General features: G+C 64.9%; 23 protein-coding genes. 15 read left to right on the top strand and 8 right to left on the bottom strand.

Annotated elements, in window-relative coordinates; all coding sequences use genetic code 11:
- Positions 1–130: 130 nt before the first annotated feature.
- Together ACFZCE_RS21230 and ACFZCE_RS21225 are read right to left on the bottom strand one after the other, a co-directional pair.
- Positions 131–760 carry a response regulator gene (locus ACFZCE_RS21230; RefSeq protein ID WP_390942488.1) on the bottom strand — a complete coding sequence of 210 codons (630 nt, stop codon included), beginning with the start codon at positions 758–760 and terminating at the stop codon, positions 131–133.
- Entirely contained in the window at positions 757–2,733 is a 1,977-nt protein-coding gene (locus ACFZCE_RS21225; protein WP_390942487.1) for a histidine kinase, read from the bottom strand. Before ACFZCE_RS21225 ends, ACFZCE_RS21230 begins: the two co-directional genes overlap by 4 nt.
- Positions 2,734–2,797: 64 nt before the next feature.
- Here ACFZCE_RS21225 and ACFZCE_RS21220 point away from each other — a divergent pair, with 64 nt between their 5' ends.
- Positions 2,798–3,778, top strand: coding sequence for a DUF3530 family protein (locus ACFZCE_RS21220; RefSeq protein ID WP_390942486.1), 981 nt, complete (start codon positions 2,798–2,800; stop codon positions 3,776–3,778).
- 225 nt (positions 3,779–4,003) lie between these two features.
- Here the strand turns inward: ACFZCE_RS21220 and ACFZCE_RS21215 are convergent, their stop codons facing one another.
- Genes ACFZCE_RS21215 through ACFZCE_RS21205 form a run of 3 tightly spaced genes read right to left on the bottom strand, consistent with a single transcriptional unit; the run spans position 4,004 to position 6,467 of the window.
- Entirely contained in the window at positions 4,004–4,783 is a 780-nt protein-coding gene (locus tag ACFZCE_RS21215; RefSeq protein WP_390942485.1) for a TerB family tellurite resistance protein, read from the bottom strand.
- Entirely contained in the window at positions 4,783–5,454 is a 672-nt protein-coding gene (murU, locus tag ACFZCE_RS21210) for an N-acetylmuramate alpha-1-phosphate uridylyltransferase MurU (protein ID WP_390942484.1), read from the bottom strand. Before murU ends, ACFZCE_RS21215 begins: the two co-directional genes overlap by 1 nt.
- Positions 5,451–6,467 (bottom strand): phosphotransferase, encoded by a 1,017-nt coding sequence (locus tag ACFZCE_RS21205; protein WP_390942483.1) that lies wholly within the window; start codon positions 6,465–6,467, stop codon positions 5,451–5,453. Before ACFZCE_RS21205 ends, murU begins: the two co-directional genes overlap by 4 nt.
- A gap of 130 nt (positions 6,468–6,597) precedes the next feature.
- Here ACFZCE_RS21205 and ACFZCE_RS21200 point away from each other — a divergent pair, with 130 nt between their 5' ends.
- From ACFZCE_RS21200 to ACFZCE_RS21150, 11 genes are all read left to right on the top strand, one after another.
- Positions 6,598–9,369 (top strand): LPS assembly protein LptD, encoded by a 2,772-nt coding sequence (locus ACFZCE_RS21200; protein WP_390942482.1) that lies wholly within the window; start codon positions 6,598–6,600, stop codon positions 9,367–9,369.
- Complete coding sequence (locus ACFZCE_RS21195; RefSeq protein WP_390942481.1) at positions 9,344–10,642, top strand: peptidylprolyl isomerase; 1,299 nt, start codon at positions 9,344–9,346, stop codon at positions 10,640–10,642. The genes ACFZCE_RS21200 and ACFZCE_RS21195 overlap by 26 nt, the downstream gene beginning before the upstream one ends.
- Positions 10,639–11,625: a 4-hydroxythreonine-4-phosphate dehydrogenase PdxA gene (gene pdxA / locus ACFZCE_RS21190; protein ID WP_390942479.1), complete on the top strand. Its 987-nt coding sequence runs from the start codon at positions 10,639–10,641 to the stop codon at positions 11,623–11,625. The genes ACFZCE_RS21195 and pdxA overlap by 4 nt, the downstream gene beginning before the upstream one ends.
- Entirely contained in the window at positions 11,625–12,428 is an 804-nt protein-coding gene (gene rsmA / locus ACFZCE_RS21185; protein ID WP_390942478.1) for a 16S rRNA (adenine(1518)-N(6)/adenine(1519)-N(6))-dimethyltransferase RsmA, read from the top strand. Before pdxA ends, rsmA begins: the two co-directional genes overlap by 1 nt.
- A gap of 77 nt (positions 12,429–12,505) precedes the next feature.
- Complete coding sequence (apaG, locus tag ACFZCE_RS21180; protein WP_390942477.1) at positions 12,506–12,886, top strand: Co2+/Mg2+ efflux protein ApaG; 381 nt, start codon at positions 12,506–12,508, stop codon at positions 12,884–12,886.
- Positions 12,886–13,695, top strand: a complete 810-nt coding sequence (locus ACFZCE_RS21175) for a symmetrical bis(5'-nucleosyl)-tetraphosphatase (protein ID WP_390942476.1) — start codon at positions 12,886–12,888, stop codon at positions 13,693–13,695. Before apaG ends, ACFZCE_RS21175 begins: the two co-directional genes overlap by 1 nt.
- A gap of 48 nt (positions 13,696–13,743) precedes the next feature.
- On the top strand, positions 13,744–14,073 hold the full coding sequence (gene glpE / locus ACFZCE_RS21170; protein ID WP_390942475.1) for a thiosulfate sulfurtransferase GlpE: 330 nt from the start codon (positions 13,744–13,746) through the stop codon (positions 14,071–14,073).
- 283 nt (positions 14,074–14,356) lie between these two features.
- A complete protein-coding gene (locus tag ACFZCE_RS21165; protein ID WP_390942474.1) occupies positions 14,357–16,279 on the top strand; it encodes a PrkA family serine protein kinase in 1,923 nt (640 codons plus the stop codon).
- Between the two features lie 101 nt (positions 16,280–16,380).
- The gene (locus ACFZCE_RS21160) at positions 16,381–17,655 is read left to right on the top strand and encodes a DUF444 family protein (protein ID WP_390942473.1); all 1,275 of its coding nucleotides are present in this window, start codon (positions 16,381–16,383) and stop codon (positions 17,653–17,655) included.
- Positions 17,652–19,214 (top strand): SpoVR family protein, encoded by a 1,563-nt coding sequence (locus ACFZCE_RS21155; protein ID WP_390942472.1) that lies wholly within the window; start codon positions 17,652–17,654, stop codon positions 19,212–19,214. Before ACFZCE_RS21160 ends, ACFZCE_RS21155 begins: the two co-directional genes overlap by 4 nt.
- A gap of 42 nt (positions 19,215–19,256) precedes the next feature.
- A complete protein-coding gene (locus ACFZCE_RS21150; protein WP_390942471.1) occupies positions 19,257–20,339 on the top strand; it encodes a multifunctional CCA tRNA nucleotidyl transferase/2'3'-cyclic phosphodiesterase/2'nucleotidase/phosphatase in 1,083 nt (360 codons plus the stop codon).
- A 128-nt stretch (positions 20,340–20,467) separates the two neighbouring features.
- Here ACFZCE_RS21150 and folK read toward each other — a convergent pair whose 3' ends face one another.
- Together folK and folB are read right to left on the bottom strand one after the other, a co-directional pair.
- On the bottom strand, positions 20,468–20,983 hold the full coding sequence (gene folK, locus ACFZCE_RS21145; RefSeq protein WP_390942470.1) for a 2-amino-4-hydroxy-6-hydroxymethyldihydropteridine diphosphokinase: 516 nt from the start codon (positions 20,981–20,983) through the stop codon (positions 20,468–20,470).
- Positions 20,974–21,327, bottom strand: a complete 354-nt coding sequence (folB, locus tag ACFZCE_RS21140) for a dihydroneopterin aldolase (protein WP_390942469.1) — start codon at positions 21,325–21,327, stop codon at positions 20,974–20,976. The genes folK and folB overlap by 10 nt, the downstream gene beginning before the upstream one ends.
- 73 nt (positions 21,328–21,400) lie before the next feature.
- On the opposite strand from folB, the gene plsY reads away from it, so the two are divergent.
- The gene (gene plsY / locus ACFZCE_RS21135) at positions 21,401–21,970 is read left to right on the top strand and encodes a glycerol-3-phosphate 1-O-acyltransferase PlsY (protein WP_390942468.1); all 570 of its coding nucleotides are present in this window, start codon (positions 21,401–21,403) and stop codon (positions 21,968–21,970) included.
- Here the strand turns inward: plsY and tsaD are convergent.
- The gene (gene tsaD / locus ACFZCE_RS21130) at positions 21,967–22,992 is read right to left on the bottom strand and encodes a tRNA (adenosine(37)-N6)-threonylcarbamoyltransferase complex transferase subunit TsaD (RefSeq protein ID WP_390942467.1); all 1,026 of its coding nucleotides are present in this window, start codon (positions 22,990–22,992) and stop codon (positions 21,967–21,969) included. The genes plsY and tsaD overlap by 4 nt on opposite strands.
- 206 nt (positions 22,993–23,198) lie before the next feature.
- Here tsaD and rpsU point away from each other — a divergent pair, with 206 nt between their 5' ends.
- Together rpsU and dnaG are read left to right on the top strand one after the other, a co-directional pair.
- Complete coding sequence (gene rpsU / locus ACFZCE_RS21125) at positions 23,199–23,414, top strand: 30S ribosomal protein S21 (protein WP_003255575.1); 216 nt, start codon at positions 23,199–23,201, stop codon at positions 23,412–23,414.
- A gap of 188 nt (positions 23,415–23,602) precedes the next feature.
- Positions 23,603–25,597, top strand: coding sequence for a DNA primase (gene dnaG, locus ACFZCE_RS21120; protein ID WP_390942466.1), 1,995 nt, complete (start codon positions 23,603–23,605; stop codon positions 25,595–25,597).
- The last annotated feature ends 47 nt before the right edge of the window (positions 25,598–25,644 follow it).

Raw genomic sequence — 25,644 nt, 5'->3', positions numbered from 1 at the left:
GATTTCAGCGCGGCGGAAGCGCGCGTGTAGGGCGTGCCCTACAGCGATGGCGCGTTTTGGCACGCGCCGGCAGGGCCCCGGCGCCGTGGCCCATGCTGGCGCGGCGGCGCCGGTGTCGCGAACAGAACGCTCAGATGATCTTGTGTTCCATGGCGTACTTCACCAGCTCCGCCAGTGAGTGCACTTTCAGCTTTTGCATCAGCCGCGCCTTGTGCGTGCTGATGGTTTTGCTCGACAACGCCAACTGGTCGGCGATCTCGTTCACCCCCACGCCCTGGGCCAGGCGCTCGAACACCGAGAACTCCCGTTCCGACAGCAGCGAGTGCAGCGGCCGGGAGTCGGTCAGGCCCACCTCGAAGACCATGCGGTCGGCCAGCTGTGGGTCGATGTAGCGCCCACCGCCGGCCACCCGGCGGATCGCCGCCAGCAGCAGGGCCGGGTCGCTGTCTTTGGTGGCGTAGCCGGCGGCGCCCATCTTCAAGGCGCGGGCGGCCATTTGCGCTTCGTCGTGCATCGACAGCATCAGGATCGCCGGCGCCGGGCTGAGCGCGCGGATCCGCCCGATCGCTTCCAGGCCATTGGCGCCGGGCATGGAGATGTCGAGCAGCACCACCTCGCAGGGCGTTTGCCGCAGCCCTTCGATCAACTGCTCGGCATTGCCCGCCTCGCCACACACGCGCAGGTCTGCGGCCATGCCAATCAACTGCTTGATGCCCTCGCGCACGATCGTGTGGTCTTCGGCCACGAATACTCGAATCACCCTGTGCTCCTTTTCTGCAACGGCACCCGGACCCGCAACGTGGTCCCCTCGCCTGCTTCGCTGTGCATCGCCAACCGGCCGCCGAGCAGCATCACCCGCTCGCGCATCCCGACCAGGCCGAATGAAGCCGGCCGCGGTTGGTCGACGTCAAAACCGCGGCCGTCGTCACTGATCAGCAGCTCCAGTTCATCGCCGGCCACCACCAGGCTCACCTCCACGCTGTGCGCCTGGGCATGGCGCATGATGTTGGTCAGCGCCTCCTGGAGAATACGGAACAGCCCGGTGGCCATGGCGTCGCTCATCGCTGGCAGCGGCTCGGGCAGTTGCACCAGGCAGGGGATCTGCGTGCGGCCCTCGAAGCGGGTGGCCTGCCATTCGATCGCCGAGCCCAGGCCGGCGTCGAGAATCGGCGGGCGCAGCGCGGTCGCGACATCTCGCACCTGCTGGAACAACTGCGCGATCAGCCGCTTCATGCTGTCCATGCGCGCTTGCAGGTGTGGGTCTTGGCCGCTGAAGCCCAGCTCGCACATGGTCACTTCCAGCTTGAGCACGGTCAGCACCTGGCCGAGTTCATCATGCACCTCGCGGGCGATGCGTGCCTTTTCTTCTTCGCGAACGGTTTCGAGGTGGGCGGTGAGTTCGCGCAGTTGCTCCTGGGTGCGCCGCCGCTCGCTGACGTCGGTGAGAAACACCACCAGGTATTCACCCTCTTCGAAGCGCAAAAAGCTCAGCGCGACGTCGACCGGCAGGGTGCCGCCGCTGGCGGTGCGGCACTGGATCTCGAACACTGGGCTGTCTTCGCCGGCCCGCGCGCGCCGCCACAGGCCGAGCCAGCGGTCCATGTTCAGGCCGGGCTCGAGGTCGGCCAAAGGCCGCTCCACCAGCGCGCCGGGCAGGTGTTCGAGCATGCTTTCGGCGGCGCGGTTGGCGTAGCGGATGTGGCTGTCCCAGTTCACCCAGAGGATGCCCACGGTACTTTGGTCGATGGAGAATTGCGTCAGCCGCAGGGCTGCTTCGCGCGCCTGGGTTTGCGCCATCGCCTCACGGGCCTGCTCCAGGCGCTGCTCCAGGTGCTGCTGCTGGCGCCGCTGCCAGGCGACGATCGCCGCCAGCGCCAGGCCCAGCACCAGCAGCAACAGGCAGATGTTCTGCCAAAACCCGGGCGAGGCCGCCAGCGCCGGGTAGGCCGGCTGCAACCAGCGCTCGCGCCATTGTTCGATTTCGCGGGCGGGGATGGCATGCAGGCCGGCTTCGATCACCTCGGCCATCTGCGGTTGGTCGGCCCGCGACCCTACCCGCAACAGTTGTGGCAGGCCAACGTCGGCCACCACCGCCAGGCCGGCGAACTCGGGCTCGCGAGACAGCCGGCTGAGCTGGGCTTCGTCGACCACCGCGAAACGCGCCTGCTGCGCCACCACTGCCTCCAATGCGCGGCGCTCCTGGGGGGTGGTAAGCACCTCGAGGTTCGGGTAGGTGGTGCGCAGGTAGTCCACCAGCGGGCCGGGGCCGCGGGCGGCGATGCGCTCGTGCTCGTAGAGGGCTTCGAGGTCTACGCTGCCGTTACCGTTGCGCTCGCCCACCACCCGCTGGGCAACGCGCAGGTAGGGGTCGGAATAACTCCACAGGCGCAGCCCGGCCGGGGTTTGCATCAGGCCGGTGGCCAGGTCTAGCTGGTCGTGGCGCAAGGCGCTGTCGAGCGCCGCCTGGTCAGGAAACTGCTTCCATTGCAGCTCGACCCCCAGCACCCGGCCAAGGGCATTGCCCACGTCGACGTTCAGCCCAGACAACTGCTGCGCGCGGCGGTCGAACTGCGCGTACGGTGCCTGCAGCACCACGCCGATGCGCCATACCCGGTGCTGCGCCAGCCACTCGCGCTGGGCCGGCGGCAACGCCAGCTCGCCACTGGGCGCGGCCTGGGCCAGGGCCAGCCAGAGGTAAAGAGCGGGCGCGATGATCAACGAAAGGCGGCGCATGAAGGTCTCATTTATCGAATAGCCGTAGTAGGCTCGGCACATGCATTTTGATCAGGAAAGCGCGATGCCTTCAATTCGACGTTTAGCACTGCCCACTCTGTGCCTGGCGCTTGGCCTGCCACTGGCCCTGCCGGCACAGGCCGAAGACGCCCCGGCCAAGCCCGCCGCCGCGCCGGCGCCCGCGGCCGCCCGCGCGCCGATGCTCGACCGCAGCGAAGAGCAAGCCCAGGACATCGCCCGCAGCGTACCGGCAGATGAACAGCAACAACTGCAGGCCGGCGGCGATACCTTCCTGGCCTTATGGAAGCCGGCCAACGCGCCCAGCGCCGATGGCGTGGTGATCATCCTCCCCGGCGCCGGCGAAAGCGCCAACTGGCCAGATGTGGTGGCGCCGATGCGCAACCGCCTGCCCGACGTGAAATGGGGCAGCCTCAGCCTGACCCTGCCCGACCTGCTCAGCCAGGCCGTGCAACCGCGTGGCGCCGACACCCAGCCGGCGCCACCGAAAGCGCCCAGCTCGTCGACCCCACCCGACGCCAACGCACCGATCGAAGCGGCCGCCGCCGGCGCCAGCGAGGCCCCCAGCAGTAGCGGCGGCGACAGCACCGACGACCAACTGCAAACCGACGCAGAGCGGATTTTCGCCCGGATCGACGCCGGCGTGGCCTTCGCCAGCCAGCAAAAGGCCCGCAGCATCGTCTTGCTTGGCCATGGCACCGGGGCGTACTGGGCGGCGCGCTACCTGAGCGAACGCCAGCCCAGCCGGGCGCAGAAACTGGCGATGGTCGACCCGCGCACCCCAGGCTCGGCGCCGCAGGGGCTCGACGGCCTGGCCAGTGCCTTGAAAGTGCCGGTGGTTGACCTGTTCTACCCGGCCAACCCGGTGCTGGCCAACTCGGCCAAGGCCCGCTTGCAGGCTAGCCGGCGGGTGCCGGGCAGCCACTACACCCAGGTGGAGATGACCGCCATGCCCGGCAACCCGGATGCCCAGGAGCAGATGTTCCGCCGGGTGCGCGGCTGGCTGGAGCCGCGGCAGGATCCTTAGAACCGGCACAGCCGGAGTGCTGTTCACTTAAGCAATCAGAGCGCTAAATTGAGGTTTAAAAGCCCCGACTTCTCTCGATGGTTTTACCGAGCGCATGACCTGAATGGCCCTTCGCCCGGCACAGCCGGAGTGCCGGACCACGGCCTCCCACGGGGTTTGTATTGCCTTGTCAATCAAGGGTTTACACAAAACTGGTGGGAGGCCGGCTGTGCCGGGCGATAGGCCCTAAAACCCTTGCCGCTCCTTAATCAGCGCATAGGCTTCGTGCAGTTGCCGGGTGTACTCGGTCGCCTCGCGCACCTTGAACTCGCTGGCCCCGGCGCCTTCCTGTTTGTCCGGGTGGTGCTTGCTGAGCAGGCGGCGGTAGGCCTTGCGGATGTCTTCAGGTTCCGCGGCGGCGCTGACGCCCAACAGCCGCAGCGCCGCTTGGTAGGGTTCTTCGCGCACTGCCGGCGCGGGCGCCTGGCGCTGTTGCTGTTGCGGCTCGTAGTCCGCGCTCAGCGCGTGCACCCGCGCGGTCGACCAGCCCATGTAGCGGCCGAAGTCCACCAGCAACTGGCACTCCACCGGGTGCGCGCGGTGGTCGGCCCAGACCATCCGCCAACCGGCGCGCAGCAGGCCTTCGGCCGCCGTGGGCTTGCGCTGCAGGGCACGCAGATAAGGCACCAGCGAGCGCTTGCCGTCGCGCCCGCGGTTAAAGGCCTCGATTGCCTGCGCGGTGGCAGTGCTGCCCAGGCCCAGGCGCTGCATTTCGCGGCGGGCCTGCTCGATGTGGCTCTGGTCAACGAAACCGTTGACCTTGGCCAGCCGCCCGAGCAGGGTAAACAGCAGCTCGTCCTGGCCCATCGCCGGCTTGCCGCCCAACCGCGCGCGCAGTTGCGGCCAGCTGTACAACTCCAGCCGGCGGTCTGCCACCTGGCCGAGCAAGGCGCCCAGTATCGCCCCCGGAATGTTCGCCACCACGAACCCCAGCACCACGCCCAACCAGGTCACCGGCCACAACATCAGTTACGCTCGCTCAACACGTGTTCTACCTCGGCCAACCGTTCATGGGTCCCCACATCGACCCAGCGCCCGGCGAAACGTTCACCGCTTACCTGGCCTTGGGCCATCGCCTGGCGCAGCAGCGGCGCCAGCTTGAACGCGCCACTGGCGCAGCCCTCGAACACGCGCGGGTGCAGCACCGCGATGCCGCTGTAAGTGAGGCGCGCGGCCTCCCCGGCCGGGTCGCTGGCCTGCCCGCCGGCCAGGGCGAAGTCACCGCCCGGGTGGTGGGCGGGGTTGTCCACCAGCACCAGGTGCGCCAAGCCGGGCAACGGCGCGCGCAGCCGGGCGAAGTCGAACTCGCACCAGATGTCGCCATTGACCACCACGAACGGCTGCTCGCCCAACAGCGGCAAGGCGCGGTGGATACCGCCGCCGGTCTCCAGCGGCTCACCCTCCGGGGACCAGGCGATGCTCACGCCGAAGCGCGAACCGTCGCCGAGGTAGTCTTCGATCTGCTGGCCCAGCCAGGCATGGTTGATCACCAGCTCCGTGAAGCCCGCCGCCGCCAGCGCGCGCACGTGGTATTCGATCAACGGCACGCCAGCGGCGCGCACCAGTGGCTTGGGTGTGTGCAGGGTCAGCGGGCGCAGGCGCTCGCCCTTGCCGGCGGCGAGGATCATCGCCTTCATTCGGCGGCCTCCAGCAGGCTACCCAGCAGCCAGCTCAGCTCGGCCAACTCCGGCCGGCGCGCCAGCACCGCGCTGATGTACTCGAAGAACCGCGGCACGTCGGCCAGGTAGCGCGGCTTGCCGTCGCGGTGGCAAATGCGCGCGAAGATGCCGATCACCTTCAGGTGGCGCTGCACGCCCATCAGGTCGCTGGCGCGAAGAAACTCGTCGAGCTCGGCCTGCACCGGGATGCCCTGCGCCCGCGCCTGCTGCCAGTAACCCTCAAGCCAACCGCGCACGCGCGGCTCGGGCCAACTGAGGAAGGCGTCTTTGAACAGGCAGGTGATGTCGTAAGTGACCGGGCCGTACACCGCGTCCTGGAAGTCCAGCACACCTGGGTTGGGCGTGCTGGCCATCAGGTTGCGCGGCATGAAGTCGCGGTGCACCAGCACCTTGGGCTGGGCCAGGGCGCTGTCGATCAGCAGTTGGCTGACCCGGCCCCAGGCGGCCTGCTGCTCGGCATCGAAGGTTTTGCCCAACTGGCGGCCGACGAACCACTCCGGGAACAGCTCCAGTTCACGGCGCAGCAGGGCCACGTCATAGCTGGGCAGTGGCGCGTTCATCGGCAACTGCTGGTAGGCCAGCAAGGCGGTGATGGCGTCGGCGAACAGCGCATCGGCGTTGTTTTCGTCGATCAGGTCGAGGTAGGTATGCCGGCCCATGTCGCTGAGCAGCAGGAAACCCTTGGGTACATCCTCGCCGTGAATCACCGGCACATGCACGCCGGCGCTGGCCAGCAGCGCGGCAATGTCGACGAAGGGCTGGCAGTTTTCTTGCGGCGGCGGGGCGTCCATCACGATGAAACTGTGCCCGGCGCCCTCCCAGCGGAAATATCGGCGGAAACTCGCGTCGCTGCTGGCGGCGGTCAGCGTACCCTCGGGCACGGCGCCCCAGCCCTCGCGGGCAAAGAGCTGCAGCAGTTCGGCGGCGAGCCAGGGCTTGAGCATTTCAAGGCGTACATCGTGGTGTGGCATTTTATAGAGGTCTCCGAGGGCGCTAGCCCTCACGCGGGTCATGCTTTATTATCCAGCATCTTTTTCAGACCATCGAGTAGGCGTGCACCCCGCGCGGGAAGATGGCACGCAGGAAGCCCGGATTAATAAGATGGCATTGAAAACCCCCGCGTTTCGTAGAAAATTCCCGTTGCTGGTCACTGGCAGCCTATTGGCGATGCAGCCATTGGCCGCCACCCAGGTAGGCGCCGCCGAGCAGTATGCCTGCCAGGTCGCCGCCGGTGGTGGCTGGGCGTGCAATACCCAGGCCCCCGCCACCCAGTTGCCACCGCGCCCCGCCCACGTGGCAGGTTCGGTGAGCACCCCGGTGGAAGGTGAAGTCGTCAGTGGCAGCGGCAAGGGCCAAGGCCCCACGCTGGTCACCGAGAGCAAGGGCCGCGGCCTGAAGTCTCGCAGCGCCGACTACAGCCACCTCGACTGGGTCCCCCGGGAAAAACTCACCGCCGCGCAGTTGGCCGAAACCGGCCCGTACTGCTCCGGCACCTATGTCGAGCCCATTCGCCCGGGCATGAACGACACCGGTTCCAAGCAAGACGCGCCCACCTACATCAACGCCAAGGCCTCGCGCTACCAGCAGCAAGAGCAGGTCGCGACACTGGCTGGTGATGTGGTCATGCGCCAGGGCAGCATGCAGATCGAGGCCGACGAGGCCGCGCTGCACCAGGCCGAGAACCGCGGCGAGCTCAACGGCAGCGTGAAGGTGCGCGACAACGGCGCGCTGATCGTCGGCGACCACGCCGAAGTGCAGCTCGACACCGGCGCCGCCCAGGTCGATAACGCCGAGTACGTGCTGCACAAGCAGAAGGTGCGCGGTAGCGCCCTGTATGCCAAGCGCGCCGAAAACGCCATCATCCGCCTGAAAGACGGCACCTACACCAGTTGCGAGCCGTCGAGCAACGCCTGGATGGTCAAGGGCAACAACATCACGCTGAACCCGGCCACCGGTTTCGGCACGGCGACCAACGCCACCCTGCGGGTCAAGGACTTCCCGGTCCTGTATACCCCGTACATCTATTTCCCGATCGACGACCGCCGCCAGTCGGGCTTCCTGCCGCCGAGCTTCTCCAGCAGCAGTAAAGATGGCTTCACCCTGGTCACGCCGTACTACTTCAACCTGGCGCCGAACTACGACGCCACCTTGTACCCGCACTTCATGGCCAAGCGCGGTACCCAGGTAGAAGGCGAGTTCCGCTACCTCACGCCCACCAGCGAAGGGCAGATCGGCGGCAGCTACCTGTCGGACGACACCGACGATCGCAAGCTGCAATCGGACTACCAGAAAGACCGCTGGATGGTTAACGTGCAGCACAAGGGCAACCTCGATCAGCGCCTGTCGACCTTCGTCGACTACACCAAGATCAGCGACCCGTACTACTTCCAGGACCTGCAAACCGACCAGATCGGTGTGAAGAAGCGGGAGTATGTGAACCAGCAGGGCTTGCTGACTTACCGTGGCGAGCAGGGCTACACCGCGCGGCTGAACGTGCAGCAGTACCAGTTGGCCAGCGTTTCCGACGTGACCCCGTACGGCCGCCTGCCACAGCTGGGCATCGACGGCACTCTGCCGTTCCGCCCACAAGGGCTGCAGTTCGACTACCACGCCGAGGCCACGCGTTTCGAGCGTGATCTGGAAAACGGCTTCTATACCGATGAAGACGGCTTCAGCAGCCCGCGGCTTGACCGCAACATTCAGGGCCTGAACCGCGCCAACGGCGACCGCCTGGACCTCGAGCCAGCCGTGAGCCTGCCGATGAACTGGGCTTGGGGCTTCATCACGCCGAAGCTGAAGTACAAGTACACCCAGTACGAGTTGGACCTCGACAGCACCGGCAAGTCGCAGATGGCCGCCAACAACCAGAACTACGACAAATCGCCAAGCGTCAGCGTACCGATCGCCAGCCTCGACAGCGGCCTGTACTTCGACCGCAACACCACGCTGTTCGGCAAGTCGTACCGGCAAACCCTCGAGCCGCGGATGTTCTACCTGTACGTGCCGTACAAGGACCAATCCGACATCCCGGTGTTCGACACGTCCGAGTCGCCGTTCAGCTACTCCTCGCTGTTCCGTGACAACCGCTTCACCGGCTCCGACCGCATCGGCGACGAGAACAAGCTCTCGCTGGGTGCGACCAGCCGCTGGATCGAAGACAACGGCTTCGAGCGCCAGCGCTTCAGCGTTGGCCAGGCCTACTACTTCAAGGACCGCAAGGTTCAGTTGCCTGACATCAACTATCGCGACCGCGACGATGCCCAGGCCAGCGAATCGCCTTACGCACTGGAGTACGAGTACCACTTCAACCGCGACTGGCGCTTCACCTCGGACTTCAACTGGGACCCAGACAGCCACAGCACCCGCTCGGGCAGCGCGATGTTCCACTACCAGCCCGAGAGCAACCCGAACAAGATCGTCAACTTCGGCTACCGCTACCGCGACGACATCGTCCACTACGACAGCGCCACTGGCCGCTGGCAGTACGGCGGCGACTACGGCCAGCCGGGCGACCCGAACTACGTGAAGGACTACTACAAGATCCAGCAGCACGACTTCTCGGTCATCTGGCCCATCGTGCCGCAATGGAGCGTGATCAGCCGCTGGCAGTACGACTACAACCGCAACCGCACGCTGGAAGCCTTCGGCGGGTTCGAGTACGACAACTGCTGCTGGAAATTGCGCCTGGTCAGCCGGTACTGGGTCAGCTACGACGAGTACAGCCAAGCTGCACCGGAAAACGAGAAGGGCGACCGCGGCGTCTTCCTGCAAATCGTCCTCAAAGGCCTCGGTGGCATTGTGGGCAACAAGGTCGAGAGTTTCTTCGACAGAGGCATTCAGGGTTATCGTGAACGTGAAGACCAAGCTATGTAACCTGCTGCGCCCGGCTCTGCTGGGCGCGCTGCTCGTCGCTTCAAGCGCCCATGCGCAGCTTCAGCAACTCGACCGTGTAGTGGCCATCGTCGACAACGACGTGATCATGCAAAGCCAACTGGATGCGCGCCTCAGCGCCATCCAGGCGGATGTCGCCAAGCGCGGCGGCTCGCTGCCGCCGCTCGAAGACGTGCGCAAGCAAGTGCTCAACGCCCTGATCCTCGAGAACCTGCAATTGCAGATGGGCGACCGCATGGGCATCAAGGTCACCGACGAAGAGCTCAACGACGCGATCGGCACCATCGCCCAGCGCAACAACATGAGCGTGAGCCAGTTCCGCGCGGCCCTGGCCCATGACGGCCTGAGCTACGACGAAACCCGTGCCCAGGTGCGTGACCAGATCATCGTCAGCCGGGTGCGCCAGCGCCGGGTCGCCGAGCGTATCCAGGTGTCCGAGCAAGAAGTGAAGAACTTCCTCGCCTCCGACATGGGCAAGGCGCAGTTGTCCGAGGAATACCACCTGGCCAACATCACCATCCCGGTTCCGCAAAGCGCCAACTCCGAGCAGATCCAACAGGCTGGCCAGCAAGCGCTGGACACCTACAACAAGCTCAAGCAAGGCGCCGACTTCGGCCAGATGGCATTGGCCCGCTCGGCCGCCGACAACGCCCTGGACCGTGGCGACATGGGCTGGCGCCAGGCTGCCCAGCTGCCACCGCCGTTCGACCGCCTGCTGGCGAGCATGCAACCCGGTGACATCACCCAGCCGGTGCGCGCGCCAGGCGGGTTCATCATCGTCAAGCTGGTCGAAACCCGCGGCAACTCGGCGGAAGTTCGCGATGAGGTGCACGTGCGCCACATCCTGATCAAGCCGAGCGAAATCCGCAGCCAGGCCGAAACCAAGCGTTTGATCGACCGCATCTACGAGCGCATCCAGAACGGCGAAGACTTCGCCGAGCTGGCCAAGTCGTTCTCCGAAGACCCAGGTTCGGCGCTGCATGGCGGCGACATGGGCTGGATCGACCCGGCTTCGGTGGTACCGCAGTTCCGCGACGTGATGGCGCAAACCGCCACCGAACAGGTGTCGCGCCCGTTCCAGTCGCAGTTTGGCTGGCACATTCTGCAGGTACTGGGCCGCCGCGCCACCGACATGACCGAGCAGGCGCGCGAGCAACAGGCCACCAACCTGCTGCGCAGCCGCAAATACGATGAAGAGCTGCAAAACTGGCTGCGTCAGATCCGTGACGAGGCCTACGTGGAAATCAAGCAGTGACGCCATTGCGCTTTGCTTTGACTCCCGGCGAACCGGCAGGGATAGGCCCCGACCTGTGCCTGCTGCTCGCCTCGCAACCCCAGCCCCACCCCTTGATCGCCATCACCAGCCGTAGCCTGCTCGCCGAGCGGGCCGCGCAGCTGGGGCTGGCGGTCACGCTGGTCAGCGTCGCCCCCGGCCAGTTCCCCGACCAGCCCGCCCCCGCGGGTAGCCTGTACGTGTGGGACACGCCCCTGGCGGCGCCCACCCAGGCCGGGGTGCTGAACCGCGCCAACGGCCCCTTCGTCATCGAAACCCTGACCCGCGCCGGCCTCGGCTGCCTGAAGGGGCAGTTCGCCGGGATGATCACCGCCCCGGTGCACAAGGGCGTGATCAACGATGCCGGGGTGGCGTTTTCCGGGCATACCGAGTTTCTCGCCGAGCTCACCCACACCGAACAGGTGGTGATGATGCTTGCCACCGGCGGCCTGCGGGTCGCGCTGGTGACCACCCACCTGCCGCTGCGCGAGGTCGCCGCGGCGATCACCCACGAGCGGCTGCTGCGGGTCACGCGGATTCTCCATGCCGACCTGGTGAACAAGTTCGGCCTGGCCAACCCGCGCATCCTGGTGTGCGGTTTGAACCCCCACGCCGGCGAAGGTGGCCACCTGGGCCGGGAAGAAATCGACATCATCGAGCCGGCGCTGGCGCAGTTGCGCGGCGAAGGCATGAACCTGGTCGGGCCGTTGCCGGCCGATACCCTGTTCACCCCCAAATACCTCGAGCACTGCGATGCGGTGCTCGCCATGTACCACGACCAGGGCTTGCCCGTGCTCAAGTACAAGGGCTTCGGCGCCGCGGTCAACGTGACCCTGGGCCTGCCCATCGTGCGCACATCGGTCGACCACGGCACCGCGCTAGACCTCGCCGGCACCGGCAAGGTCGACAGCGGCAGCCTGCGCGTCGCCCTGGAAACCGCCTACCAAATGGCCGAGACACCCTGATGAGCGAGCAATACCAACACCGGGCGCGCAAGCGTTTCGGCCAGAACTTCCTGCATGACGCCGGCGTGATCGACCGCATTCTGCGGGCCATCCGCGCCCTCGAAGGCGACCGCCTGCTGGAAATCGGCCCCGGCCAGGGCGCCCTCACCGAAGGCCTGCTGGGCAGCGGCGCGCAGCTCGACGTGATCGAACTCGACAAAGACCTGGTGCCGATCCTGCAGGGCCAGTTCGGCGCGCGCGGCAACTTCAGGCTGCACCAAGGCGACGCGCTGAAGTTCGACTTCAACAGCCTGGGCGCCACCCCGGGCAGCCTGCGGGTGGTCGGCAACCTGCCGTACAACATCTCCACGCCGTTGATCTTCCACCTGCTGAACAACGCCACGTTGATCCAAGACATGCACTTCATGCTGCAGAAGGAAGTGGTCGAGCGCCTGGCCGCCGGCCCTGGCGGCGGCGATTGGGGCCGGCTGTCGATCATGGTGCAGTACCACTGCCGCGTGGAGCACCTGTTCAACGTCGGCCCCGGCGCGTTCAACCCGCCGCCGAAAGTCGACTCGGCGATTGTCCGGCTGGTGCCCCACACCACGCTGCCCCACCCGGCCAAGGACCACCGCCTGCTCGAGCGGGTGGTGCGCGAAGCGTTCAACCAGCGCCGCAAAACCCTGCGCAACACCCTCAAGGCCCTGCTGCCCGCCGAACAGATCGAAGCGGCCGGGGTAGACGGCAGCTTGCGCCCGGAGCAACTCGACCTGGCCGCCTTCGTGCGCCTGGCCGACCAGCTCGCCGCGCTGCCCGCCGCCTGACCGCCGAATGCGCCGCGACGGCGGCGCAAACTCGCCTAGACTCTTGCTAGTTTGCTGTACACCGATAAGGCTTACTTATGTCTGACCCGCGTTACCGCATAGACGTCAGTGTCACCACCCGCTACCTCGACGAGCAATCGAGCCCCGACCAGGGGCGCTACGCGTTCGCCTACACGATCACCGTCAGCAACCACGGGCAGGTTCCGGCGCGGCTGATGTCACGCCACTGGATCATCACCGATGGCAACGGCAAGGTCGAAGAGGTGCGCGGCGCCGGGGTGGTGGGCAAACAGCCTACCCTGGCCCCCGGCGAAAGCCACACCTACACCAGCGGCACGGTGATGCCCACGCCAGTGGGCATCATGCACGGCACCTACCAGATGGTCGCTGCCGACGGCAGCCACTTCGATGCCCTCATCGCGCCGTTCCGCCTGGCCGTGCCGGGGGCCCTGCACTGATGGCCGCGTATGCCGCCGGCGACCTGCAGGGCTGCCTCGAACCGCTCAAGTGCCTGCTGCAGCGGGTGGCCTTCAACCCAGCCGAAGACACCCTCTGGCTGGTCGGCGACCTGGTCAACCGCGGCCCGCAATCCCTTGAAACCCTGCGCTACCTCTACAGCATCCGCCAGGCCCTGGTGTGCGTGCTCGGCAACCACGACCTGCACCTGCTGGCCGTGGCCCATGACCACGACAAGCTCAAGCGCGGCGACACGCTGAAGGAAATCCTCGACGCCCCCGACGCCCCCGAGCTGCTGCAGTGGCTGCGCCAACAAAAGCTGATGCACCACGACCCGGCGCGCAACCTGGCCATGGTCCACGCCGGCATCCCGCCGCAGTGGAGCATCGCCAAGGCCCTGCGCCTGGCCGCCGAGGTCGAGGCGGCGCTGCGCGACGACGCCCAGTACGTGCCGTTTCTCAACAACATGTACGGCAACGAGCCGAACAAGTGGGACAAGAACCTCAGCGGTAACGAGCGCCTGCGGGTGATCACCAACTACTTCACGCGCATGCGCTTCTGCACCGCCGACGGCCGCCTCGACCTCAAGGCCAAGGAAGGCCTGGACAGCGCCCCGCCCGGCTACGCGCCGTGGTTCGCCCACCCTGGTCGCAAGGCCTCCGAAACGGGCATTGTGTTCGGCCATTGGGCGGCGCTCGAAGGCCGCTGCGACGTACCCGGTGTGTTTGCCCTCGACACTGGCTGCGTATGGGGCGGGCGCATGACCCTGATGGACCTCGACACACGGCAGTTGCACCACTGCGCCTGCTGACACATCTTTGCAATGCCACACGGCGACTATTGGCTCCAGGAGTACACGATGTCTGAATTCAAACGCATTCCCCCCGCCGAGGCCCAGGCCCTGCGAGACCGAGGCGCGGTGTTCGTCGACATCCGCGACCCGCAAACCTATGCCAGTGGCCATATCGCCGGGGCGCAACACCTGGACAACCAATCGGTGCATGGCTTCATCACCGCGGCAGACCTCGACGCACCGCTGGTGGTGGTGTGCTACCACGGCAACTCCAGCCAGAGCGCCGCGGCCTACCTCGCTGGGCAGGGGTTTTCCGAGGTGTACAGCCTCGATGGCGGCTTTGAATTGTGGCGCAGCACCTATCCTGAACACGTCGAGCAGGGCCAACCCGGCTAATTTTTTTTCGGGGGCCCGTGCCCCGCACCATGCGGCCCCCAGCGCAGCCTACGAACGGCTGCGAGCACTTTAATGTGCGCAAGCCCTTGAACTCTCGGATAACCATCTATTCTTAATTTCAGGCCATCCAGAACAGGGGAGAGCCGGTACACCGGCGCGCGGGTCACCGGTAGCGACTTAAGGTGCACTGGGGGAAAACGAATGGGTGGAGGGAACACCCATTCGCCAGCATCGGCTGAGTGATCCGGCGTCGGCTCCACGTATCGAGCGAGGTGACGCGTCCATGAGTATTTTTAGCCACTTCCAGCAACGTTTCGAAACCACTCGTCAGGAAGAACTATCGCTGCAGGAATACCTCGAGCTCTGCAAGAGGGATCGCAGCGCGTACGCTTCGGCGGCCGAACGTATTCTCATGGCCATCGGGGAACCGGAGCTGGTCGATACCTCGACCAATTCGCGGCTGTCGCGGATTTTCTCCAACAAGGTGATTCGCCGTTACCCGGCGTTCAAAGATTTCCACGGCATGGAAGACTGCATCGAGCAGATCGTGTCGTATTTCCGCCATGCCGCCCAAGGCCTGGAAGAGAAGAAACAAATCCTCTATCTGCTCGGCCCGGTGGGCGGCGGTAAGTCGTCCCTGGCGGAAAAACTCAAACAGTTGATGGAAAAGGTGCCCTTCTACGCGATCAAGGGCTCGCCGGTGTTCGAATCGCCCCTGGGGCTGTTCAACGCGGCCGAAGACGGGCTGATCCTCGAGGAAGACTTCGGCATCGACCGCCGTTACCTGACCTCGATCATGTCGCCGTGGGCGTCGAAGCGCCTGGCCGAATTCGGCGGCGACATCAGCCAGTTCAAAGTGGTCAAGCTGTACCCGTCCATCCTCAACCAGGTGGCCATTGCCAAGACCGAACCCGGCGATGAAAACAACCAGGACATCTCCGCCCTGGTCGGTAAGGTCGATATTCGCAAGCTCGAGGAATTCCCGCAGAACGACGCCGACGCCTACAGCTATTCCGGCGCGCTGTGCCGTGCCAACCAGGGCATGATGGAATTCGTCGAAATGTTCAAGGCACCGATCAAGGTGCTGCACCCGTTGCTCACCGCCACCCAGGAAGGCAACTACAACAGCACCGAAGGGCTCGGCGCGATTCCCTATTCGGGGATCTTGCTGGCGCACTCCAACGAATCGGAGTGGCACACCTTCCGCAACAACAAGAACAACGAGGCGTTCATCGACCGGATCTACATCGTCAAGGTGCCGTACTGCCTGCGCGTGGCCGATGAAATCCGCATCTACGACAAACTGCTGGTGAACAGCTCGCTGTCCCAGGCGCACTGCGCGCCCGACACGCTGAAGATGCTCGCCCAGTTCACCGTGCTGTCGCGGCTGAAAGAGCCGGAAAACTCCAACATCTATTCGAAGATGCGCGTGTACGACGGCGAGAACCTCAAGGACACCGACCCCAAGGCCAAGTCGATCCAGGAGTACCGCGACTCGGCTGGCGTCGACGAAGGCATGAACGGCCTGTCGACCCGCTTCGCGTTCAAGATCCTCTCCAAGGTGTTCAACTTCGACCCGCACGAAGTGGCGGCCAACCCGGTGCACCTGCTGTACGTACTGGAACACCAGATCGAACAGGAGCAGTTCCCTGCCGAAGTGCGTGAACGCTACCTGCGCTTCCTCAAGGAGTACCTGGCGCCGCGCTACATCGAGTTCATCGGCAAGGAAATCCAGACTGCCTACCTCGAGTCCTACAGCGAGTACGGCCAGAATATCTTCGACCGCTACGTGCTGTACGCAGACTTCTGGATTCAGGACCAGGAATACCGCGACCCGGAAACCGGCGAAATCCTCAACCGGGTGGCGCTGAACGAAGAACTCGAGAAAATCGAAAAACCGGCCGGCATCAGCAACCCGAAAGATTTCCGCAACGAGATCGTCAACTTCGTGCTGCGCGCCCGTGCCAACAACAACGGCAAGAACCCGGCGTGGCTGAGCTACGAAAAACTGCGGGTGGTGATCGAGAAAAAAATGTTCTCCAACACCGAAGACCTGCTGCCGGTTATCAGCTTCAACGCCAAGGCAAGCAAAGAGGACCAGAAGAAACACAACGACTTCGTCACGCGCATGGTCGAACGCGGCTACACCGAGAAGCAGGTGCGCTTGCTGTCCGAATGGTATCTGCGGGTACGCAAATCGCAGTAAGCGGCAAGCCTCAGGCACACGCCGGCGGCAGTTGCCGGCGTGTGCCTGACCACGTACTTGCAGCTTGAGGCCTGATGCCTCGGGCTACCCCGGAGGGGCCTATGTCCTACGTGATCGACCGACGCCTGAACGGCAAGAACAAGAGCACGGTGAACCGCCAGCGCTTTTTGCGGCGTTACCGTGAGCACATCAAGAAGGCGGTCGAAGAGGCTGTAAGCCGGCGCTCCATCACCGACATGGAGCACGGCGAACAGATCAGCATCCCCGGCCGCGACATCGACGAACCCGTGCTGCACCACGGCCGCGGCGGCAAGCAAACGATCGTGCACCCCGGCAACAAGGAATTCACTGCGGGCGAACACATTCCGCGCCCCCAAGGTGGCGGCGGTGGTGGCAGCGGCAAGGGCAAGGCGGGCAATTCCGGCGAAGGCATGGATGAGTTCGTGTTCCAGATCACCCAGGAAGAATTCCTCGAATTCATGTTCGAAGACCTCGAACTGCCCAACCTGGTCAAACGCAATCTGGCCGGCATGGACACCTTCAAAACCGTGCGCGCCGGCATCGCCAACGAAGGCAACCCGTCCCGTATCAATATTGTCCGCACCTTGCGCTCGGCCCACGCCCGGCGCATCGCCCTGAGCGGCAGCAGCCGCGCCAAGTTGCGCGAAGCCAAGGCCGAACTCGAACGCCTGCGCATCGAAGAGCCCGACAACTTCGGCGACATCAAAGCGTTGGAGGCAGAAATCGAACGCCTCAGCGCGCGGATCAACCGGCTGCCGTTCCTCGACACCTTCGACCTCAAGTACAACTTGTTGGTCAAGCACCCCAACCCCAGTTCCAAGGCGGTGATGTTCTGCCTGATGGACGTGTCCGGATCGATGACCCAGGCCACCAAAGACATCGCCAAGCGCTTTTTCATTCTCTTGTACCTGTTCCTCAAGCGGAACTACGACAAGATCGAAGTGGTGTTCATCCGCCACCACACCAGTGCCCGGGAAGTCGACGAAGAGGAGTTCTTTTATTCGCGGGAAACCGGCGGCACGATCGTCTCCAGCGCCCTGAAGATGATGCAGGAGATCATGCACGAGCGTTACCCGGCCAACGAATGGAACATCTATGCGGCGCAAGCCTCCGACGGTGACAACTGGAACGACGACTCGCCCATCTGCCGGGAGATCCTCGCCAAGCAGATCATGCCGTTCGTGCAGTACTACACTTACGTCGAAATTACCCCCAGGGAGCACCAGGCGCTGTGGTTCGAGTATGAGCGCATCGGTGAACAGTTCGCCGACACCTTCGCCCAGCAGCAACTGGTCACGGCCGCGGATATTTACCCGGTCTTCCGTGAACTCTTCCAGCGCAGGTTAGTGACATGACCGCTAAAGAGCAGAAACGCCAACCGTTGTCCGTTGGCTCGGAATGGACCTTCGAGCTGGTGCAAACCTACGACCGGGAGATCAGCCGCATCGCCGAGCGCTATGCGCTCGACACCTACCCCAACCAGATCGAAGTGATCACCGCCGAACAGATGATGGACGCCTATGCCTCTGTCGGCATGCCGCTGGGTTACCACCATTGGTCCTACGGCAAACACTTCCTGAGCACGGAGAAGTCCTACACCCGCGGGCAGATGGGCCTGGCGTACGAAATCGTGATCAACTCCGACCCGTGCATCGCCTACCTGATGGAAGAAAACACCATGTGCATGCAGGCACTGGTGATCGCCCACGCCTGCTATGGCCACAACAGCTTCTTCAAGGGCAACTACCTGTTCCGCACCTGGACCGACGCCAGTTCGATCATCGATTACCTGGTGTTCGCCAAGCAGTACATCATGCAATGCGAAGAGCGCCACGGCATCGACGCGGTAGAAGAGTTGCTCGACTCTTGCCACGCCTTGATGAACTACGGGGTAGACCGCTACAAGCGGCCGTACCCTATTTCGGCCGAAGAAGAACGGCGCCGGCAAAAGGAGCGCGAAGAGCACCTGCAGCGGCAAATCAACGACCTCTGGCGGACCATCCCGCGCAGCGCGGAAAAGTCCCACGAGGCCGATGAAGCACGCTTCCCCAACGAGCCCCAGGAAAACATCCTGTACTTCATCGAGAAACACGCCCCGCTGCTCGAGCCTTGGCAGCGTGAAGTGGTGCGCATCGTGCGCAAGATCGCCCAGTACTTCTACCCGCAGCGGCAAACCCAGGTGATGAACGAAGGCTGGGCGACCTTCTGGCACTACACCTTGCTCAATGACCTCTACGACGAAGGCCTGGTCACTGATGGCTTCATGATGGAGTTTTTGCAGTCGCACACCAGCGTGGTTTACCAGCCCGGCTACGACAGCCCCTATTACAGCGGTATCAACCCCTATGCGCTGGGTTTCGCGATGTTCCGCGACATCCGCCGCATTTGCGAAAACCCCGACGACGAAGACCGCAAGTGGTTCCCGGACATCGCCGGCAGCGATTGGCTGTCGACCGTGAAGTTCGCCATGGGCAGCTTCAAGGATGAGAGCTTCATCTTGCAGTTCCTGTCGCCGAAGGTGATCCGCGACCTGAAGCTGTTCAGCATTCTCGACGACGACCAGCGCGATGACCTGCTGGTGCCGGCCATCCACGACGAAGACGGCTACCGGACCATCCGCGAGGCTTTGGCCGCCCAGTACAACCTGGGCAACCGCGAGCCGAACGTGCAGATCTGGAGCGTCGACCGCCGCGGCGACCGTTCGCTGACGCTGCGCCACTTCCAGCACAACCGCAAACCGCTGGGCGAGTCCACCGAAGACGTGCTGCGCCACCTGCACCGGCTGTGGGGCTTCGACGTGCACCTTGAAACCGTGCAGGGCGAGCAGGTCACCAAAACCCACCATATGCCGCCACGCACCGACAACAATGACGGTGACTACGGCCGCATGGACATGGCCGTGGTTCATCTCTGACCCTCCCGGGGCGTATGCTGTGCGCCCTGATGGAGGCTTTACATGCAAACCTACAAAGTCGGCGGGGCGGTGCGTGACCGCCTGCTCGGCCGGCCCGTAACCGATATCGACTGGGTGGTGGTGGGCGCCAGCGCGCAACAGATGCAGGCGCTGGGCTACCGCCCGGTGGGCGCGGACTTCCCAGTGTTCCTGCACCCGAGCACCGGCGAGGAATACGCCCTGGCCCGCACCGAACGCAAAAGCGGCCGCGGCTACGGTGGTTTTACCTTCCACGCCAGCCCCGAAGTGACCCTCGAAGAAGACCTCGCCCGCCGCGACCTGACCATCAACGCCATGGCCGAAGATGCCCAGGGCCAGGTGATCGACCCCTACCACGGCCAGCAGGACCTTCAACACCGCCTGCTGCGCCACGTAGCCCCAGCTTTTGCCGAAGACCCGCTGCGCGTGTTGCGGGTGGCGCGCTTCGCCGCGCGCTACGCCGAGCTGGGCTTCAGCGTGGCGCCGGCCACCCTGGAACTGATGCGCCAGCTCAGCGAGTCAGGCGAGCTGCAGGCGCTGACCGCCGAACGCAGCTGGAAAGAAATCGCCCGGGCGCTGATGGAGCCCAGCCCGCAGGTGTTCATCGAGGTGCTGGCCGCCTGCGCCGCGCTGCCGGAGTTGATGCCCGGGCTGGCCTGGAACGCCGAACGCGCCGCGGTACTGGAGCGCGCCGCGGCCAGTGGGCAGCCGTTGCCCGTGCGCTGGGCCTGCCTGCTGTACGGGCTGGGTGACGAGGCGGTGGCGCAGCTGTGCGAGCGCTTCAAGGTACCTCGCGACTGCCAGGAGCTGGCGGTGCTGCTGCAGCGCTATGCCGGCGCCGCACGGCAGGCGCGCAGCCTGGGCCCGGAAGCATTACTGGAGATGCTGCAGCACTTCGACATCCTGCGCCGGCCACAGCGGCTGGAGGCGTTTTTGGCGGCGCTGGCGCTGCTGCCGGGTGCCTTGGGCGAGGCTGGGCGGTTAGCCCAGGCCGCCGAGGCGGTCAGGGCGGTGGATGCGCAGCAGCTGATTGCCCAAGGCTTCAAGGGGCAGGCGTTGGGAGAGGCGCTGAAGCAGGCGCGGCTGGAGGTGGTGGCCAGGCTGTAGGGCCCATCGCCCGGCACAGCCGGCCTCCCACCAGATGTGCATTGTCCCGGAAATCAAGCACAACACATCATCTGGTGGGAGGCCGTGGTCCGGCACTCCGGCTGTGCCGGGCGATGGGCCAGTAGCCCCTACAGATCCCGCGGGGTCAACTCCAGCCCCCGCCAACTGAACGGCACCGGCGCCAGCTGCTGGGCGATGTTCGCCTCGCGCCACAACTGCTCGAACGGCTTGCCCACCTCGGGGTGCGCCACCGTGGGGGCGATCAGGCTCAGCGGCCAGAGCACGAAGGCATTCTTGAGAATCTCCGCCCGCGGCAACACCAGGCCGTCGAAGGTGCCGGCCTGCTCGCCGTACATCAGCACGTCGATGTCCAGCGGCAGGCCTACCCGGTCAGGTGCATAACGGCCGTTATCGGCCTCGATGAACTTGAGCTTGCGGTCGAGCGTCATCAGTGGCAGGTCGGTGAGCGCGGTGACCACCAGGTTGTAGAACGGCCCGCTGCGGATACCCACCGGCTGGCTTTCGAACACCGGCGAGCATTGCAGTTGCTGAAGAAAGCCGGCCAGGGCATCGAGCCCGGCACTGATGTGCTGGTGGCGGTCGATGTTGCTGCCGACCCCCAGGTAAACCCGTGTCAGCGGCATCCGCGCTCGATCTCCACACCCACGCCACGGGCCGCGGCGACCGCGCCGGGCTTGGTCAGCTTCAGGCGCATCCAGGTAATGCCGAACTCGCCCATCAGCACCTCGGCCAGGCGCTCGGCGAAGGTTTCGACGAGGATAAACCGCGCCTCGGCGGCAAAGGCCTGGGTGCGCTCGGCGACCTTGGCGTAGTCCAGCGCCAGGGTGAGGTCATCGCCGGCGGCGGCCGGGCGGTTGTTCCAGGCGAAGGTGAGGTCCAGGCGCAGGCACTGGCGGATTTCCCGCTCCCAGTCATAGGCGCCGATCACGGTGTCGACCTCCAGGCCTTCGATGAACACGTTGTCCAAGCGTTTCACTCCACTGCACGACAAGGGCGCCGGGCGCCGTTAGAATCAGGCGTCCACCGCCCGGAATATAAGCATGTTTTGGCTATTGGCACTGTTCGCCTACCTGCTCGGCTCGCTGTCGTTCGCCATCGTGCTCAGCCGCCTGGCGGGTAAGCCCGACCCTCGCGAGGCCGGCTCCGGCAACGCCGGCGCCACCAACATGCTGCGCCTGGCTGGCAAACGGCTCGCCATTCTCACACTGTTCGGCGACTTGGCCAAAGGTTTACTGCCGGTGCTGCTGGGCAAATGGCTGGGGCTGTCGCTGCAGGAGCAGGCCTGGGTCGGTTTGTGCGCGGTGCTGGGGCATTTGTTTCCGCTGTATTTCCGCTTTCGCGGCGGCAAGGGCGTGGCCACCGCCGCCGGCATGCTGCTGGGGCTGTACCCACCGGCCCTGCTGCTCGCCGCGGCGGTGTGGCTGCTGGCGTTCTACCTGAGCCGCACCAGCTCGCTGGCCTCCCTGCTGGCCACCCCGCTCACCCTGCCGTTGCTGGCCTGGCAAGCCCACGAGGCACTGCTGCCGATGACACTGCTCACGCTGCTCATCGTGTGGCGCCACCGGGCCAACCTGCGCGACCTCTTCGCCGGCCGCGAGCGGCACTTCTAAAGCGCCGGCAACTGCTCCATCGGCCAGCGCGCGTGCACTTGAATCCCCAGGCCTTCGTGCTGGCCGGCGAGTAAGCGCTGGCAGCCGGCGTAGGCGATCATCGCGCCGTTGTCGGTGCAAAAGCGCGGCCGGGCGTAGAACACCCCGCCCTTGAGGGCGCTGGTCATTTCTTCGAGGGCGGCGCGCAGGGCCTGGTTGGCGCTCACGCCGCCGGCGATCACCAGGTGCTTCAGCCCACTGGCCTTGAGCGCGCGCTTGCACTTGATCGCCAGGGTTTCGACCACTGCCTGCTGGAACGCCAGGGCGATGTCGCAACGGGTTTGTTCGCTAGTGTCCCCCGCCGCCTGGCAGGCTTGCCAGGTGTTGAGGGTGAAGGTCTTCAGCCCGCTGAAGGAAAAATCCAGCCCTGGGCGGTCGGTCATCGGCCGCGGGAACACAAAGCGCCCCGGCGTGCCCTGCTCGGCCAGCCGGGCGATTTCCGGGCCGCCGGGGTACGGCAGGCCCATCAGCTTGGCGGTTTTGTCGAAGGCTTCGCCGGCGGCGTCGTCCAGGCTCTCGCCCAGCAACTGGTACTGGCCGATGCCGTCGACCCGCACCAACTGGGTATGGCCGCCCGACACCAACAGCGCGACGAACGGGAAGCTCGGCGGCTGGACCTCGAGCATCGGCGCCAGCAGGTGGCCTTCCATATGGTGCACGCCCAACGCCGGCACGCCCCAGGCAAAGGCCAGCGCCTGCGCGCAGGAAGCCCCCACCAGCAGCGCGCCAACCAGCCCAGGGCCGGCGGTGTAGGCGATGGCGTTGACGTCAGAGGCCACGCAGCCGGCGTCGGCCAGCACCTGGCGGATCAACGGCAGCATGCGCTTGACGTGATCGCGCGAAGCCAGCTCGGGCACCACGCCACCGTAGACACGGTGCAGGTCAATCTGGCTGAATAGCGCGTCGGCCAGTAGGCCGCGCTCGCTACAGTAGAGCGCGACGCCGGTTTCGTCGCAGGATGTTTCCAAACCCAGTACTAGCATGGGGGTGTGAGGCCCTGGCCCTAGCTCGTGTCGAAGCCGCGCATGATAGTCGCCACCTGGCGAACCGACCAGCGGTTTTCGATCAGAGGCTTTGCAAAGCCCTTGTTCTAAGGGTACTATTCGCAACCCTTAAAACCGACGTATCCAGAGAGCGCTTTTTCGCCATGGGGTACGTTGCCCCCGGTAATGAATGAAGGTAGCTCTGGATGCCAGCCGTCAAAGTTAAAGAGAATGAACCCTTCGACGTAGCTCTGCGTCGTTTCAAGCGCTCCTGCGAAAAAGCCGGTGTACTGGCTGAAGTTCGTAGCCGCGAGTTTTACGAAAAGCCGACCGCTGAGCGCAAGCGCAAAGCTGCTGCTGCCGTTAAGCGTCACGCCAAGAAAGTCCAGCGCGAACAGCGCCGCGCCGTTCGCCTGTACTAATACAGCCGTACGTAGCAAGCTTTTCCCCGGCCCGGCCCTCAAAAGCCGGGCCGTTGGCAATTGTGCTGAATTAACTGCTGGCCCATGGCCCAGCCTGTTGTTTGGCCCGCCGCGTTACCTGCTTTACCCGCCCTTGCCGGCCCTCTGGCAGGCGACCGCACCCTGCCTCGCTGCCTGAAGGAACCCCCATGGCCGGGCTGATTCCACAAAGCTTCATTGACGACCTGCTCAACCGTACCGACATCGTCGATGTGGTCAGTGCACGGGTGCAACTGAAGAAAACCGGCAAGAACTACTCGGCCTGTTGCCCGTTCCACAAGGAAAAAACCCCGTCTTTCACCGTCAGCCCCGACAAGCAGTTCTATTACTGCTTCGGCTGTGGCGCCGGGGGCAACGCGCTGGGCTTCGTGATGGACCACGACAACCTGGATTTCCCCCAGGCGGTCGAAGACATGGCCAAGGCCGCCGGCATGGAAGTGCCGCGCGAGGAAGGCCGGCGCGGCAGCAAGCCACGCCAGCCGACCGACTCACCGCTGTACCCGCTGCTCACCGCCGCTGCGGAATTTTACCGCCAGGCGCTGAAAAGCCACCCGCAACGCCGGGCCGCGGTGGATTACCTCAAGGGCCGTGGGCTGTCGGGCGAGATCGCCCGCGACTTCGCCCTCGGCCTGGCGCCGCCGGGCTGGGACAACCTGCTCAAGCACCTGGGCGCCGACACCTTGCAGCAAAAGGTGATGATCGACGCCGGGTTGCTGATCGAAAATGCCGACACCGGCAAGCGCTATGACCGCTTCCGTGACCGGGTGATCTTCCCGATCCGCGACAGCCGCGGCCGGGTGATCGCCTTTGGCGGCCGGGTACTGGGCGACGACAAACCGAAATACCTGAACTCTCCGGAAACCCCGGTGTTCCATAAAGGCCAGGAGCTGTACGGCCTGTACGAGGCACGCAAACACAATCGAAACCTCGATGAGATCATCGTGGTCGAAGGCTACATGGACGTGATCGCGCTGGCCCAACAAGGCCTGCGCAACGCGGTGGCGACCTTGGGTACGGCCACCAGTGAAGAGCACCTCAAGCGGCTGTTCCGCCTGGTGCCCAACGTGCTGTTCTGCTTCGACGGCGACCAGGCTGGCCGCAATGCCGCCTGGCGGGCGCTGGAAGCAACCCTGGCGAGCCTGCAAGACGGGCGCAAGGCGCGGTTTCTGTTTTTGCCTGAAGGCGAAGACCCCGACACGCTGATACGCGCCGAAGGCCTGGATGCCTTCCGCGCGCGCATTCATCAACAGGCGCAGCCGCTGGCGGATTATTTCTTCCAGCAGCTCACCGAAGAGGCCGACCCTCGCTCGCTGGAAGGCAAGGCCCACATGGCCACGCTGGCCAGCCCGCTGATCGAACGCATTCCCGGTGCCAACTTGAAGGCGCTGATGCGCAACCGCCTGGCGCAGATCACCGGGCTCAATGCCGAGGCGATGGACCGCCTGTCGCAAAGCGCGGCGCCAGCCCTACAGCCGGCGCCAGACGGCGCCGATTACCACAGTGGGATCGATTTCGACGGGCCGGGTGACTACACCCCGGCCTACCCTGACCCGGCGCCCGCAGCGGCCGGCTACGGTGCTGGCCGTGAGGGCAAGAAGCCCTGGAACAAAGACGGCGGCAAACCTTGGAGCAAGGACGGCAACAAGCCTTGGCAACGCGGTAACCGCCAACGGGATTTCGAACCGCGTGCCCCCAGGCCGCCAACGAGCGTCGAAACCCCAGTCTTGAGCGCACTGCGCAGTTTGCTGCACCACCCGCAACTGGCGGCGAAAGTCGAGGATGCCAGCCATTTCGCGGATGAAAATCACGTGTACTCGCAGTTGCTGGTGGCGCTGCTAGAGGCGTTGCAAAAAAATCCTCAGCTACGCTCATTACAATTGATTGCGCGTTGGCATGGCACCGATCAGGGCCGTTTGCTGACCGCATTAGCGGAAAAGGAGTGGTTGATCGATGCCGACAACCTTGAACAACAGTTTTTCGACACCATAACCAGCTTGTCGGCGCGCCAGCGTGAGCGCGCCCTCGAGCTGCTGCTCAACAAGGCCCGCCAGGGCCAGCAACTCAGCGCAGAGGAAAAAGACCACCTGCGCAACCTCCTGAACAGCAAGGCGAACGCACAAACCCCGACCTCAAGTGGCGTGTGAGGTCACAGCTCAGGTATAATCCTCGGCTTGTTTTTTGCCCGCCAAGA

It is taken from the genome of Pseudomonas sp. NPDC007930 (assembly GCF_042958985.1).
Classification (GTDB): domain Bacteria; phylum Pseudomonadota; class Gammaproteobacteria; order Pseudomonadales; family Pseudomonadaceae; genus Aquipseudomonas.
Note: the sequence above shows the minus strand (reverse complement) of the source record. Positions and strands in the feature narration are given on the sequence as shown.